We start from the raw sequence: 13,376 nt of genomic DNA on the forward strand, positions 1-13,376 counted from the left end.
GTGCTCCGCCGTCTTGCCTTGGCGCTGTCGCCCATGTGCGTGCTGTCGGTGGGTATGAGCGCAGCCGCAGCACAAGGCCTGTTGGGCCCGCCGCCAGCCAATGCGCCGGCCGTGACGGCACCGGCCGGCGCAGCACCGCCCGCAAATCCACCCGGGACAGCGGTGGAACCGGCGACACCGCCGGTTGGGTGGCCGCCGGCCGACGCCCCACCGGCCGCACCCATTCTGCCGGGATCCCCGACGGCGGTGGTGCGGCCATTTTACGATCAGGTGGGACTGGAGATCGATCCGGCGCAGCGCAGCCACTTCATCGACCCGGCAAAAACCGTTCTCGACAAGAGCGACGCGTTGCGCACATCCGGGCAGGGAGAATGTCTCGACCCCAACATGGCGCTCGACAATGCCGACTATGACAAGACCGAGATCGATAAGAGCCTGAAGACGCTCGAAGCGATCAATGGCGACCAGGCCAAGGTCATTGTCGCCTTCGTCGTCGCCGGCAATCCACATCGCCTTGAATGGAAGTTCAGGAAGGTCGACGGCGACTGGAAGATATCCGATCTGCTTTCGGTGACCGGTGAATGGGCGCTCAGCCAGTACCAGTGCGAATAATGTTGATTGAGGATCAGCGCCTGCGATCCTTCGCGCCCCTCTCTGTCCTGCCGGACATCTCCCCCACGGGTGGGGAGATCAGCAGTTCCAACGTCTCGCCCGCTCCGCATCATTTGAGATTAGCTAAAGCCGGCGTAGCGGCCAATCTCCCCCCGTGTGGGGGAGATGTCCGGCAGGACAGAGGGGGGCGCTGTCCCGCTAAAGTTCCGCAAAATAGCTTCAGCCCCTTCCGCGATAGGGGGCAACGCCGGTGTCGGGCAACCAGGCGCCTTCGGGCGGAGCGCCGGTCTGCCAGAAGACGTCGATCGGAATGCCGCCGCGCGGATACCAATAGCCGCCTATGCGCAACCACAGCGGCTTCGTTGCCGCCACAATGCGGCGGCCGATCATCACCGTGCAGTCTTCATGGAAAGCGCCATGGTTGCGAAACGAGGTCATGAACAGTTTGAGCGACTTCGATTCCACGAGCGTGGCATCGGGTGCGTAATCGATGACGATATGAGCGAAATCCGGCTGTCCGGTTACCGGGCAGAGCGAGGTGAATTCCGGGCAGGTGAAGCGCACGATCGCCGGCGGTCCGTCGCCGCGCTGGAACGGCACGGTCTCCAGGAACGCGGTTTCCGGGCTCTGTGGCGTCTCGACGTGGGCGCCGAGCTGGGTGAGGGTTTTGGTATCGATCATCGCGGTTTTCCTGGGGATTTTCCGCGCTCATTAGCATCGGATCGAAAAGTGTGCAGCGATTTTCGGATAAATTCGATGCTTAAGACAAGAACTGGAGCAGCGCGCGCTGCTCCGACACAAACTGGAATGGCAGGAAGATGATGACCAGCAACGACCCGCTTCTCCAGCCTTACCAGCTCAAACACCTGACGCTGAAGAACAGGGTGATGTCGACCAGCCACGAGCCGGCCTATTCAGAGGACGGCATGCCGAAACAGCGCTACCGGCTCTACCATGCCGAAAAGGCCAAGGGCGGCATGGCGCTGACCATGACGGCGGGCTCGGCGATCGTCTCGCGCGACAGCCCGGCCGCCTTTGGCAATCTGCATGTCTATGACGACCGCATCGTGCCGTGGCTGGCCGAACTGGCGGACGCCTGCCACGAGCATGACTGCAAGGTGATGATCCAGATCACCCATCTTGGTCGCCGCACCGGCTGGAACAAGGCCGACTGGCTGCCGGTGCTGTCGGCCTCGCCGGTGCGTGAGCCGGCGCACCGCGCGTTTCCGAAAACTATCGAGGACTGGGACATCGAGCGCATCGTGGCCGACTATGCGTCCGCTGCGCAGCGCTGCCAGGCGGCCGGCCTCGACGGCATCGAGTTCGAATCCTACGGCCATCTGATGGACGGCTTCTGGTCGCCGGCCACAAACCATCGCGACGACGAGTTCGGCGGTTCGCTCGACAACCGGCTGCGCTTCACCGACATGGTGCTGGATGCCGTGCGGGCTGCCGTCGGTGAAAAGTTCATCGTCGGCATCCGCATGGTCGCCGATGAGGACTTTGACAAAGGCCTGTCGAAGGCCGAGGGCGTCGAGATCGCGAGACGGCTAGCCAATTCTGGCAAGGTCGATTTCCTGAACATCATCCGCGGCTCGATCGAAAGCGACGCGGCGCTCACCAAGGTTATCCCGGTGACCGGCATGCGCTCTTCGCCGCATCTCGATTTCGCCGGCGAGGTGAGGGCGGCAACGAAGTTCCCGACCTTCCATGCGGCGCGGATTTCCGATGTCGCCACGGCGCGCCACGCCATCGCGACCGGCAAGCTCGACATGGTCGGCATGACCCGCGCCCATATCGCCGACCCGCACATCATCAAGAAGGTCATGGAAGGTCGCGAGCACGAGATCCGGCCTTGCGTCGGCGCCACCTATTGCCTCGATCGTATCTATGAAGGCGGCGAGGCGCTGTGCGTCCACAATGCCGCGACCGGCCGCGAGGCCGAGATTCCGCATATCATCCTGAAGACCGAAGGGCCCAGGCGGAACGTCGTCGTCGTTGGCGCTGGCGCTGGCGGGCTCGAGGCAGCTCGCGTCATGGCCGAACGTGGCCATCATGTCACGGTGCTTGAAGCCTCCGGTCAGGCCGGCGGCCAGGTCCGGCTCGCGACGCAGAACCCGCGCCGCAAGGAACTGATCGGCATCATCGACTGGCGGCTGGCCGAACTCGACCGGCTCGGCGTCGGGATCCGCTACGATACATGGGCCGAGCAGGACGATGTGCTGGCGCTGTCGCCCGATGTGGTGGTGATCGCCACCGGCGGCCTGCCGCAGAACCCGCCGCTGACATCAGGCGACAATCTCGTCACGTCGAGCTGGGACATCATGGCCGGCAGCGTCAAGCCGGCGGAGAACGTGCTGCTCTTCGACGACAATGGCGGCCATCAGGGCATGGGCGCGGCGGAGCTGATCGCCAATGCCGGTTCGAAGCTGGAGCTGGTTTCGCCGGAGCGCTTCTTCGCCCCCGAAATGGGCGGCATGAACCACGTGCCCTATATGCGCGCCTTCCAGGAGAAGGGCGTCACCATCACCATCAACACCAGGCTGCGCTCGGTACGGCGCGAGGGCAACCAGCTGGTCGCCGAACTCGCCTCCGACTTTGCCGACGGCTGGCGCGGCGAGAGGCGGGTCGACCAGGTGGTGGTCGAGCACGGCACGGCGCCGCTCGACGATCTCTATCTCCAGCTGAAACCGCTGTCGAAGAATGGTGGCGCGGTCGACTATGAGCGGCTGGTCGGCGGCGGCGATATTTTTCCTTCACGCAATCCCGAAGGCGGCTTCGTGCTGTTGCGCATCGGCGATGCAGTCGCCTCGCGCAACATCCATGCCGCCATCTATGACGGCATCAGGTTCGGCTTGCGGGTTTGAGCCTACAAGCCGGCCTACGGCTTGTTCCAAAGCTCGATCTCACCCTTCCGGCGGGCGCAACTCGATCGATCAAAGTGATGGGTGGCGCGCAGCCAAACCTCTGTGCGGAGAGCCACCTTGCACATCCGTCCGAACTGCGCGCCGCGTACGCCACCAGCCGAGAGCCAGGCGACGCACGATGCGGAATGGTCTTCAACCGGGAGGCGACGTGCGGCAGGGCTCAAATCATCCTGGCGGTCGCCATGCAAAGCACGGTGAGCACCAGCAGCCAGGCGGCGATGCGCTCGCCGCGGGCCATTTTGGTGCGCAGCGCCGCTTCCGTTGCGACGTCCGCGCCGGCAAGCTGCCGGCTGGTCTTGCGGACGACGACGCTGAGAACGCCGGCAGCGGCGAAGGCGGCCAGGATGCCTAGCGCCAGCACCATTTCCATCGAGCCGAAATAGGCGCCGTGGAAGAAATACCAGAGCAGGGCGCCGGTCACGAACACCATGCCGGCCGAGCCCATTTGCGGTCCGATAAAGCGCTCCGCCCTGATCTCGGGGTCGCGGGCAAGCGTGATGGTGGTGCCGGCCCAGAACACACCGGCCATGACGTGAAGGCCGATAATGACGATGTAGACATATTGCATGACCGCTTCCTCCTTGCCCGCCGCCCGTCCTCGGATCCCTGTCGAATGCAGGATGATACGAACTCGGTAGATCGACACGCATGATAGTTAGGTATCAAATGGTTCGATGTCAATGTATAATGCCGCGTTCCATCGCTCGGCGCCTTGTTCTACTGTCGGCGCATGACTCCCTTTGACCGTCCGCCAATCGGCATGAATCTCGCGCGCACCTCCAAGCTGGTGGCGCAGGCCTTTGACGCCGCTTTGGTCGAGGCCGGCGGCACGCTGCCGGTGTGGCTGACCTTGCTTTCGGTCAAGTCGAGCGAGCTTGCCAACCAGCGCGAACTTGCCGGCATGATCGGCATCCAGGGCGCCACGCTCACCCACCATCTCAACGCCATGGAGGCGCAAGGCTTGCTGACGCGCCGCCGCGATCCGGACAACCGCCGGGTTCATCTGGTCGAGCTGACGCAGGCGGGCGAAACGATGTTCCTGAAGCTGCGGGCGGCGGCTCTCATCTTCGACAAGCGGCTGCGCGCGGGATTGCCGGACGACAGGCTGGCGGAGTTCGCCGAGGTGCTGGCGGCATTGCGGGCGAATGTCGCGCCGGCCAAATGACCGGCACCGGTGGGCAATAGTCTAGGCTAAATTGCCCTGAAGCACCTTCAGCTTGGCTTTCTTCGGGCTGCGCGCCAGCAGCCATTCGCGCGCTTTGTCCTGCGGCATCGGGAAGGCGATGGAATAGCCCTGCACCTGATCGCAGCCGATTGCCATCAGCGAATCGAGTTCGGCTTCGGTTTCCGCGCCCTCGGCGACGATCGAAATGCCGAGACCGCGCGCCAGCTCGGTGATGGCGCGCACGATCTTGGTGTTGTCGCCATTCTCGTTGATGTTCTGGACGAAGCGGCGGTCGATCTTCAGCCGGTCGATCTCGTTGGGATTGACGTGGCTGAGCGAGGCATAGCCGGTGCCGAAATCGTCGAGCTCAAGATGGACGCCGGCAGCGCGGATGTGGCGCAGCTTCGCCGCGATGCCCGTCTTCTCGTCGTCGAGAATGACGGATTCGACGATTTCCAGCGACAGTTTCTGCGGAGCAAGGCCGGCCTTTTCCAGCGTCGCGAACAGGAAGCGGTCGAAGTCGGGTTCGCGCAGCTCGGTGCCGGACACGTTGACGGCAAGCCGGCCGAAAGCGATGCCGGCGCGATCCCATTCGGCTGCTTGCTCGATCGCCTTGGTAAAGACGATGCGGCCGATCTCGGGCATGAAGCCGCATTTTTCGGCGACCGGAATGAACTCGCCCGGCGCAATCATGCCGCGCTCGGCATGCTTCCAGCGCACCAGCGCCTCGATGCCGCTGATGGCGCCGTTGCTCAGCGACACCTGCGGCTGGAAATAGACTTGGAAGGCGTTCTCCGAAATCGCGACCTTGATGTCGTGCTCGAGTTGCTTGCGGTAGTCTAGCTCGCGCCTGAGTTCCTCGGAGAAGAACGAGAAGCTGCCGCCGCCGAGCTTTTTGGCGGAATAGAGCGCGAGGTCGGCGTGGACGAGCAGATCCTCGGCATTGTCGGCGTCGATGGGATAGACGGCAATGCCGGCGCTGGCCCCTGGAAGGATGGTCGTGCCCTGGAAGGTAATCGGCTCGTTGATCTCCTCCAGGATGCGCCGGGCCAGCATGTTGATGTCCTCGGGGCCGCCGGCGCCATTGAGGATCATCACGAATTCGTCGCCGCCAAGGCGCGCGCAGAGATCCGACGCACGGCAGGAATCGCGCATGCGCTGCGCGGTGACGACCAGCACATAGTCGCCGGCGGCGTGGCCGAGTGTGTCGTTGATCTGCTTGAACCGGTCGAGGTCGAGCTGGATGACCGCCAGCCTCTCGCGCCGGCGATGCGCGCCCTTGATCAGCGTTTCGAAGTGGTCGGTCAGGAAGGTGCGGTTGTGCAGGCCGGTCAGCCCGTCATGTACGGCGATGAAGGCCATCGAGTTGCGGGCATCGACAAGCTCGTGCGTCTTGCGCAGGATCGCCTTCGACATCGGCCGGAAGATGAAAAGCGCCACCAGGACGATGACGCCGATGGTGGCGTAGAACAAGGTGCGATGGAGATCGAGGAGCTTTTCCGACCGCTCGTCTGCGAATGCGGCGATGCGTTGGCCGAGCGCGGCATAACCCGACAGCGTCGCATTGGCGACGGAAGCATCGAGATTGACGCGCTCGCCGCCGCCCTTGTAGGCGGCATTGCCGGAGAGCTGGGATTCGAAGGACGAGATCAGCCTTTCGCCATTGGCGACCAGCCCGACCGAGAAATAGTCGAGGTGGAACGGCTTGCCGTAAAGGACGCTCTCGATCGACTTTGGGTCGGACAATGCCGGCGACAGCGGGTCGGCTCCCGTCTGTTTGAGGAGCAGGTCGTAGTTCGCCTCGAACTCGGCGGTCGCCTGTTTCAGCGCGGCAACCAGGGCCGGCTGCTTGTCACGCGCGGCGGAGCCGGTTGCGCTGGTCAAAAAGACGATGCGCTGCGACAGCGCCTTCTGGGTGCTGACGATGTCGAGCAGAGTATGGTTGTGCTGTTGCGCCGCCATCATCTGCTGCAGCAGGATGAAGGAAGCCATCACCATGGCGGCGATGATCAGCAGCGCCAGCCAGTAGCCGCTCTTGATCAGCAGGATGAGTTTGCCCGAGACGGTTTGCGCCGGCTGCTGCGACATATTCTAGGTGACCCCTCGGTCGACGGATTTCTGCCACCGATTCGTGGCAAGAACACCATTGCCTTGAAAGGGTTAACAGGTTTGGAAGCCGGCGGAACTGTTGCTTCCGCAGAAAACGAAAGCTGCTGAAATGGTTATCATGTTCTTTCGCGGCACGGCCGTATTCGCGTGCCTGCTACTCCAGCATGCTGGCCATGCGATCGGATCGCGCCAGGGTTGAGCCCGCCGTGCCACCGAAACGGTCGCTTTTGCGATGGATTTTTAGTGCGCGTAGCGCGACAGTCGCGCCAATCTCAACAGGACTTGATCATGAGCGCGGCATTCCTCTCCCATATCGACAACGAACTGCAAGGGCTGAAATCCGCCGGGCTCTACAAATCCGAGCGGGTGATCACCTCGACCCAGTCGGCTGAGATCGAAGTCGGCGGCGACAAGGTGCTGAACTTCTGCGCCAACAACTATCTCGGCCTCGCCGACAGCGCCGAATTGCGTAACGCAGCCAAAGGCGCGCTGGACCGCTATGGCTACGGCATGGCTTCGGTGCGTTTCATCTGCGGCACGCAGGAAGAGCACAAGCAGCTTGAATCAACGATTTCATCATTCCTCGGCATGGACGACACCATCCTTTACGGCTCCTGCTTCGACGCCAATGGCGGCCTGTTCGAGACACTGCTCGGCGAGGAGGATGCGATCATTTCCGATGCGCTGAACCATGCCTCGATCATCGACGGCGTGCGACTGTCGAAGGCCAAGCGTTTCCGCTACGCCAACAACGACATGGCCGATCTCGAAGCCCGGCTGAAGGAGGCGAAAGACAGCCGCTTCCGGCTGATCGCCACCGACGGCGTGTTCTCCATGGACGGCATCATCGCCAATCTGAAAGGCGTCTGCGACCTCGCCGACAAATACGACGCCATGGTGATGGTCGACGACAGCCATGCCGTCGGCTTCGTCGGCAAAAACGGCCGCGGCTCGGCCGAGCATTGCGGCGTCGAGGGCAGGGTGGACGTCATCACCGGCACGCTCGGCAAGGCGCTGGGCGGCGCGTCGGGCGGCTACACCTCGGGCAAAAGCCAGGTGGTCGACTGGCTGCGCCAGCGCTCGCGGCCCTATCTCTTCTCCAACACGCTGATGCCGGCGATCGCCGGCGCCTCGATCAAGGTGTTCGAGCTGATCCGAAATGGCGACGCCTTGCGCAAGCGCCTCTATGCCAATGCGGCGCGCTTCCGGTCCGAGATGGGCAAGCTCGGCTTCACGTTGGCCGGCGCCGATCACCCGATCATCCCGGTGATGCTGGGCGATGCAAGCCTGGCGCAGGAAATGGGGGTGCGCATGCTGAAGCGCGGCATCTATGTCATCGGCTTTTCGTTCCCGGTGGTGCCGAAAGGCCAAGCGCGCATCCGCACCCAGATGTCGGCGGCGCATTCCACCGCCGACATCGACCGCGCCGTGGCGGCATTCGCGGCGGTCGGCAAGGAATTGGGCGTCATTTCCTGATCGCCAAAAGCGATTCCGGATCAAGGGATTCAAGGGGCAAAAGCATGTCGAACATGATGAAGGCGCTGGTGAAGGCCAAGGCCGAACCGGGCATCTGGATGGAAGAGGTGCCGGTGCCGGAGATCGGCCCCAACGACGTGCTGATCAAGGTAAAGAAGACGGCGATCTGCGGCACCGACGTGCACATCTACAATTGGGACCAGTGGGCGCAGAAGACGGTGCCGGTGCCGATGGTGACCGGCCATGAATTCGTCGGCACGGTTGCCGACTTTGGTGCTGCGGTCACCGAATACAAGGTCGGCCAGCGCGTCTCCGGCGAAGGCCACATCGTTTGCGGCCATTGCCGTAACTGCCGCGCGGGCAGGGGCCATCTGTGCCGCAACACGCTCGGCCTCGGCGTCAACCGTCCCGGCGCCTTCGGTGAGTATCTGGCGGTCCCGCAGCACAATGTCGTGCCCATCCCCGGCGATGTGCCCGACGAGATCGCCGCGATCTTCGATCCCTTGGGCAATGCGGTCCACACCGCTCTGTCCTTCGATCTGGTCGGCGAGGACGTGCTGGTCACCGGCGCCGGTCCGATCGGCATCATGGGCGCGCTGGTGGCGCAATGTGTGGGCGCGCGAAAAGTCGTCATCACCGACATCAACCCGGTGCGGCTGGCGCTGGCCAAAAAGCTCGGCGTCCAGCATGTCGTCGACGCCTCGAAGGAAAAGCTTAGGGATGTCATGCCGGCGCTCGGCATGACCGAAGGTTTTGATGTCGGCCTGGAAATGTCGGGCGCCGCGCCCGCCTTTCGCGACATGATCGACACCATGAACAATGGCGGCAAGATCGCCATTCTGGGCATCGCGCCGACCGGCTTTGAGATCGACTGGAACAAGGTCATCTTCAAGATGCTGCACTTGAAGGGCATTTACGGCCGCGAGATGTTCGAGACTTGGTACAAGATGATCGCCTTGGTGCAAGGCCCGCTGGATGTCAGCGGCCTGATCACGCATCGGATCGGTATCGATGATTTTCAGGCGGGGTTCGATGCGATGAGGAGCGGCAGTTCGGGTAAGGTGGTGATGGATTGGTGAGGGTGCGGCTGAGCGCTATCCGCTGGAAATGTCGGCGCGAGGCACCCCCCTCTGGCCTGCCGGCCATCTCCCCCGCAAGGAGGGAGATTGGCAGCTTTGACGGCTCGCCAACCTCTGCAACATTGGAGATTGGCGAAAGCCTTCGCGACATCTGATCTCCCCCCTTGCGGGGGAGATGTCCGGCAGGACAGAGGGGGGTGTGAGGGATCACGGCGGAGCAGATTCTTTATTCACCCAACGCTCCCTCCAGCGCCGCCACGCCGCTCACAATCGCTGTCCGCTCCTCTGTGCTCAGCCTCTCCAGCAACTCCCGTTCAAACGCCTTCGCCAGCGGCACCATTTCGCCATAGGCCGCCAGCCCCGCCTTCGTCAGCGCCAGATGCTCTACACGTCGATCATTCTCGTCGGTTGTGCGTACCAGCCAGCGTCGCCGCTCGAGCTCGGCCACGGCGCGCGACACCTTGGTCTTGTGCATGGCCGACTGTTCGCCAAGCGCTGTCGCCGTCATGGTGCCGCGCTGTCCGAGCCCTGACAGCGTGCGCCATTCCGGCCGCGTCAGGCCGTGGCGGTCGCGGTAGATTTTTGAAAATTCGCGGCTGACGGCGTCGGCCAGCCGGTAGAGCCGATAGGGCAGGAAGCTTTCGAGTTCGAGGATTTCCATCTGCACCATGGATGCGGCATTCGCCCGTTGATAGTTACATTTTCGATGGTTACAAATGAAACCAGTTTGGTCAACATCGCCGGCAAGCAGCGCTTCGCGGGGCCGGGTTCAGGGAGGATCGGATGAGCTTTTCCTACATGCCGGGCTTCGGCAACGACTTCGAAACCGAGACGCTGCCCGGCTCGCTGCCGCAGGGGCGGAACTCGCCGCAACGGCCGGCTTACGGGCTCTATGCCGAACAGCTCTCGGGCTCGCCCTTCACCGCGCCGCGCGGCACCAATGAGCGCTCCTGGCTCTATCGCATCCGGCCGAGCGTAAAACACACCGGCCGCTTCAAGGCGGTGAGCTATCCCTTGTGGAAGACCGCCCCCAATGTCGGCGACCACGAACTGGCGCTCGGGCAGTATCGCTGGAGCCCGGTGCCGATGCCGAGTGAGCCGACCGACTTCATCGCCGGCATGCGCACCATCACCACTGCCGGAGATGTGCTGGGCCAAAGCGGCATGGCCGCGCATGTCTATGTCGCCAACCGATCGATGGTCGACGATCATTTCTTCAATGCCGATGGCGAGTTGCTGATCGTCCCCCAGGTCGGCACCTTGCGCTTCGTCACCGAGATGGGTGTCATCGAGCTGCGGCCCGGCGAGATCGCCGTGCTGCCGCGCGGGCTGGTGTTCAAGGTCGAGCTCATCGACAAGGAAGTGCGCGGCTATATCTGCGAAAACTACGGCGCCAAGCTGACGCTGCCGGACCGCGGCCCGATCGGCGCCAACTGCCTGGCCAACCCACGCGACTTCAAGACGCCCAGCGCCTGGTTCGAGGAGAAGGAGACGCCGTGCCGGCTGACGGTGAAATGGTGCGGCAATTTCAACGTCACCGAGATCGGCCATTCGCCGCTCGACGTCGTCGCCTGGCACGGCAACTATGCGCCCTACAAATATGATCTGGCGACGTTTTCTCCGGTCGGCGCCATCCTGTTCGACCATCCCGATCCGTCGATCTTCACCGTGCTGACGGCGCCGAGCGGCGAGGAGGGCACCGCCAACATCGACTTCGTCATCTTCCCGCCGCGCTGGCTGGTGGCGGAGGATACGTTCCGCCCGCCCTGGTACCACCGAAACATCATGAGCGAGTTCATGGGCCTGATCCACGGCCAGTACGACGCCAAGGAAGAAGGTTTTGTCCCGGGCGGCATCAGCCTGCACAATCTGATGCTGGCCCACGGCCCAGACGCGCCTGGCTTCGAAAAGGCCTCGCGCTCGGAGCTGAAACCGGTCAAGCTCGACAACACCATGGCCTTCATGTTCGAGACCCGATTCCCGCAAATGCTCACCCGCTACGGCGCCGAGCTTGAAACGAGGCAGGACAATTACATCGATTGCTGGACCGATCTGAAGATGCGTTTCAACGGCACGCCGGAGGGCGACTGGTCTTGAGATCAGCCCAATGAACGACCGGCTGGTGCTTCTCGGCTCCAAGGGCGGCCCTGCGCTGCGGCCGGGCGGGCCGTGGCCGAGTTCGTCGCTGCTGGAACTGGGCGGGCGAACCATCGTCGTCGATTGCGGGCTCGGCGTCACACGCGGCCTGGTCGATTCCGCCGTCAGCCTGAAGGCGCTCGACCTGGTCTTCATCACCCATCTGCATTCCGACCATGTGCTGGAACTGGGCCCGTTGCTCCACACCGCCTGGACCGCCGGGCTCGCCAGCCCGGTGACGCTGTTCGGACCGCCCGGCACCGGCCAATACTGGCGCCGTTTCTGCCAGGCGATCGAGTTCGACATCGAAATTCGCATCGTCGATGAGGGCAGGCCGGACATTCGCGAAATGGTTTCGATCGTGGAATTCGGCGAGGGCGAGATTTTTGCGCAGCGCGGCCTGAAGGTCTCGGCACTGCGCGTCGACCATCCGCCGGTGACCGACTGTTTCGCGCTGCGCTTCGAGCATGGTGCGAATAGCGTCGTGTTCTCGGCCGACACAGCCTTCTTTCCGCCGCTCGCAGGCTTTGCCCGAAATGCCGACATTCTCGTCCATGAGGCCATGCTGGAAGAAGGCATCGAGCGGCTGGTCGCCAGGACCGGCAATGGCGCGCGGCTGAAAGAGCATCTGCTTGCCAGCCACTCATTTGCCGAGCAGGCAGGCCGCATCGCCAGCGATGCCGGGGTGAAGAGGCTGGTGCTCAACCACCTCATTCCGGCCGATGATCCCGAGATCGGCGAGGCCGACTGGGAGGCTGCTGTTAGGAAATCGTGGGTGGGTGACTTGACGATTGCCCGCGACGGCCTTGTTGTGAACTTAGACGGCGCCAAAGCCGCATCAGGAGAGGAAACCGCATGAAGCTTGCCACATTGAGGGACGGGACGCGCGACGGAAAGCTTGTCGTCGTCTCGCGCGACCTGACGCGCTTCACCGACGCCTCGTTCCTGGCGCGCACGCTGCAGGCCGCACTCGACGACTGGCAGCGGATTTCGCCGCACCTGGCGACGATCGCCGAATCGCTGGAGAACAATGCGGTGCCGTCGGCACGCTTCCATGAGCATGACGCCCAATCGCCGCTGCCGCGCGCCTATCAATGGGCCGATGGTTCAGCCTATGTGAACCATGTCGAGCTGGTGCGCAAAGCCCGCGGCGCCGAGATGCCGGCAAGCTTCTGGACCGATCCGCTGATCTACCAGGGCGGCTCGGATTCCTTTATCGCGCCGCGCGATCCGATCCGCGCGGCGGACGAAGCCTTCGGCATCGACATGGAGGCGGAAGTTGCCGTCATCGTCGACGACGTGCCGATGGGCGCCAGCCTCGACCAGGCGCGCGCCGCCATCCGGCTGGTCATGCTGGTCAATGATGTGACGCTGCGCGCGCTCACCGGACCCGAGCTCGCCAAGGGGTTTGGCTTCTTCCAGTCGAAGCCGTCCTCGGCTTTTTCGCCGGTGGCGGTGACGCCGGACGAACTCGGCGACGCCTGGGATGGCGGCAAGGTCAACCTGCCTCTGCTCGCCGACGTCAACGGCAAGCCGTTCGGCCGTGCCAATGCCGGCGTCGACATGACCTTCGACTTCCCGGCGCTGATTGCCCATGCCGCAAAGACACGGCCGCTGGTTGCCGGCACCATCATCGGTTCCGGCACCGTCTCCAACAAGCTGGATGGCGGGCCGGGCAAACCGGTGGCGGCCGGCGGCGCCGGCTATTCCTGCATCGCTGAACTGCGCATGATCGAGACCATTGAGTCTGGCGAGCCCAAGACGCCGTTCCTACGCTTTGGCGATACGGTGCGTATCGAGATGAAGAATAAAAGCGGAAACTCGATCTTCGGCGCCATCGAGCAGAAGGTCGAGAAGTCCCAGGCATAAGAG

The 13,376-nt window shown here is 63.4% G+C and carries 12 protein-coding genes; 8 read left to right on the forward strand and 4 right to left on the reverse strand.

Going from position 1 to position 13,376, the window contains the following annotated elements:
• Positions 1 to 612, forward strand: coding sequence for a hypothetical protein (locus tag NKJ57_RS08985; protein WP_023682932.1), 612 nt, complete (start codon positions 1 to 3; stop codon positions 610 to 612).
• 219 nt (positions 613 to 831) lie between these two features.
• Here NKJ57_RS08985 and queF read toward each other — a convergent pair whose 3' ends face one another.
• Positions 832 to 1,293, reverse strand: coding sequence for a preQ(1) synthase (queF, locus tag NKJ57_RS08990; protein WP_352510780.1), 462 nt, complete (start codon positions 1,291 to 1,293; stop codon positions 832 to 834).
• 140 nt (positions 1,294 to 1,433) lie between these two features.
• Between queF and NKJ57_RS08995 the strand changes: the two genes are divergently transcribed.
• A complete protein-coding gene (locus NKJ57_RS08995; RefSeq protein WP_023835128.1) occupies positions 1,434 to 3,479 on the forward strand; it encodes an oxidoreductase in 2,046 nt (681 codons plus the stop codon).
• 220 nt (positions 3,480 to 3,699) lie between these two features.
• On the opposite strand, the gene NKJ57_RS09000 is transcribed toward NKJ57_RS08995, so the two are convergent.
• Entirely contained in the window at positions 3,700 to 4,107 is a 408-nt protein-coding gene (locus tag NKJ57_RS09000; protein ID WP_352510779.1) for a hypothetical protein, read from the reverse strand.
• Positions 4,108 to 4,299: 192 nt separating this feature from the next.
• Here NKJ57_RS09000 and NKJ57_RS09005 point away from each other — a divergent pair, with 192 nt between their 5' ends.
• A complete protein-coding gene (locus NKJ57_RS09005) occupies positions 4,300 to 4,704 on the forward strand; it encodes a MarR family winged helix-turn-helix transcriptional regulator (RefSeq protein WP_023672921.1) in 405 nt (134 codons plus the stop codon).
• Between the two features lie 21 nt (positions 4,705 to 4,725).
• Here the strand turns inward: NKJ57_RS09005 and NKJ57_RS09010 are convergent, their stop codons facing one another.
• A complete protein-coding gene (locus tag NKJ57_RS09010) occupies positions 4,726 to 6,792 on the reverse strand; it encodes a putative bifunctional diguanylate cyclase/phosphodiesterase (RefSeq protein ID WP_023682927.1) in 2,067 nt (688 codons plus the stop codon).
• 309 nt (positions 6,793 to 7,101) lie between these two features.
• Between NKJ57_RS09010 and NKJ57_RS09015 the strand changes: the two genes are divergently transcribed.
• Together NKJ57_RS09015 and tdh are read left to right on the forward strand one after the other, a co-directional pair.
• On the forward strand, positions 7,102 to 8,289 hold the full coding sequence (locus NKJ57_RS09015; protein WP_352510778.1) for a glycine C-acetyltransferase: 1,188 nt from the start codon (positions 7,102 to 7,104) through the stop codon (positions 8,287 to 8,289).
• Between the two features lie 44 nt (positions 8,290 to 8,333).
• Positions 8,334 to 9,368 (forward strand): L-threonine 3-dehydrogenase, encoded by a 1,035-nt coding sequence (tdh, locus tag NKJ57_RS09020; RefSeq protein WP_352510777.1) that lies wholly within the window; start codon positions 8,334 to 8,336, stop codon positions 9,366 to 9,368.
• Positions 9,369 to 9,594: 226 nt separating this feature from the next.
• Here the strand turns inward: tdh and NKJ57_RS09025 are convergent, their stop codons facing one another.
• Complete coding sequence (locus NKJ57_RS09025; protein WP_031203942.1) at positions 9,595 to 10,029, reverse strand: MarR family winged helix-turn-helix transcriptional regulator; 435 nt, start codon at positions 10,027 to 10,029, stop codon at positions 9,595 to 9,597.
• 122 nt (positions 10,030 to 10,151) lie between these two features.
• On the opposite strand from NKJ57_RS09025, the gene hmgA reads away from it, so the two are divergent.
• From hmgA to NKJ57_RS09040, 3 genes are read left to right on the forward strand one after another with little or no spacing between them, the layout of a single operon-like run.
• Positions 10,152 to 11,465 carry a homogentisate 1,2-dioxygenase gene (gene hmgA, locus NKJ57_RS09030; RefSeq protein WP_352510776.1) on the forward strand — a complete coding sequence of 438 codons (1,314 nt, stop codon included), beginning with the start codon at positions 10,152 to 10,154 and terminating at the stop codon, positions 11,463 to 11,465.
• A 10-nt stretch (positions 11,466 to 11,475) separates the two neighbouring features.
• Positions 11,476 to 12,363 (forward strand): MBL fold metallo-hydrolase, encoded by an 888-nt coding sequence (locus tag NKJ57_RS09035; RefSeq protein WP_352510775.1) that lies wholly within the window; start codon positions 11,476 to 11,478, stop codon positions 12,361 to 12,363.
• On the forward strand, positions 12,360 to 13,373 hold the full coding sequence (locus NKJ57_RS09040; protein WP_352510774.1) for a fumarylacetoacetate hydrolase family protein: 1,014 nt from the start codon (positions 12,360 to 12,362) through the stop codon (positions 13,371 to 13,373). The genes NKJ57_RS09035 and NKJ57_RS09040 overlap by 4 nt, the downstream gene beginning before the upstream one ends.
• Positions 13,374 to 13,376 lie beyond the last annotated feature (3 nt).

It is taken from the genome of Mesorhizobium sp. M0077 (assembly GCF_040322955.1).
Taxonomy (GTDB): domain Bacteria; phylum Pseudomonadota; class Alphaproteobacteria; order Rhizobiales; family Rhizobiaceae; genus Mesorhizobium.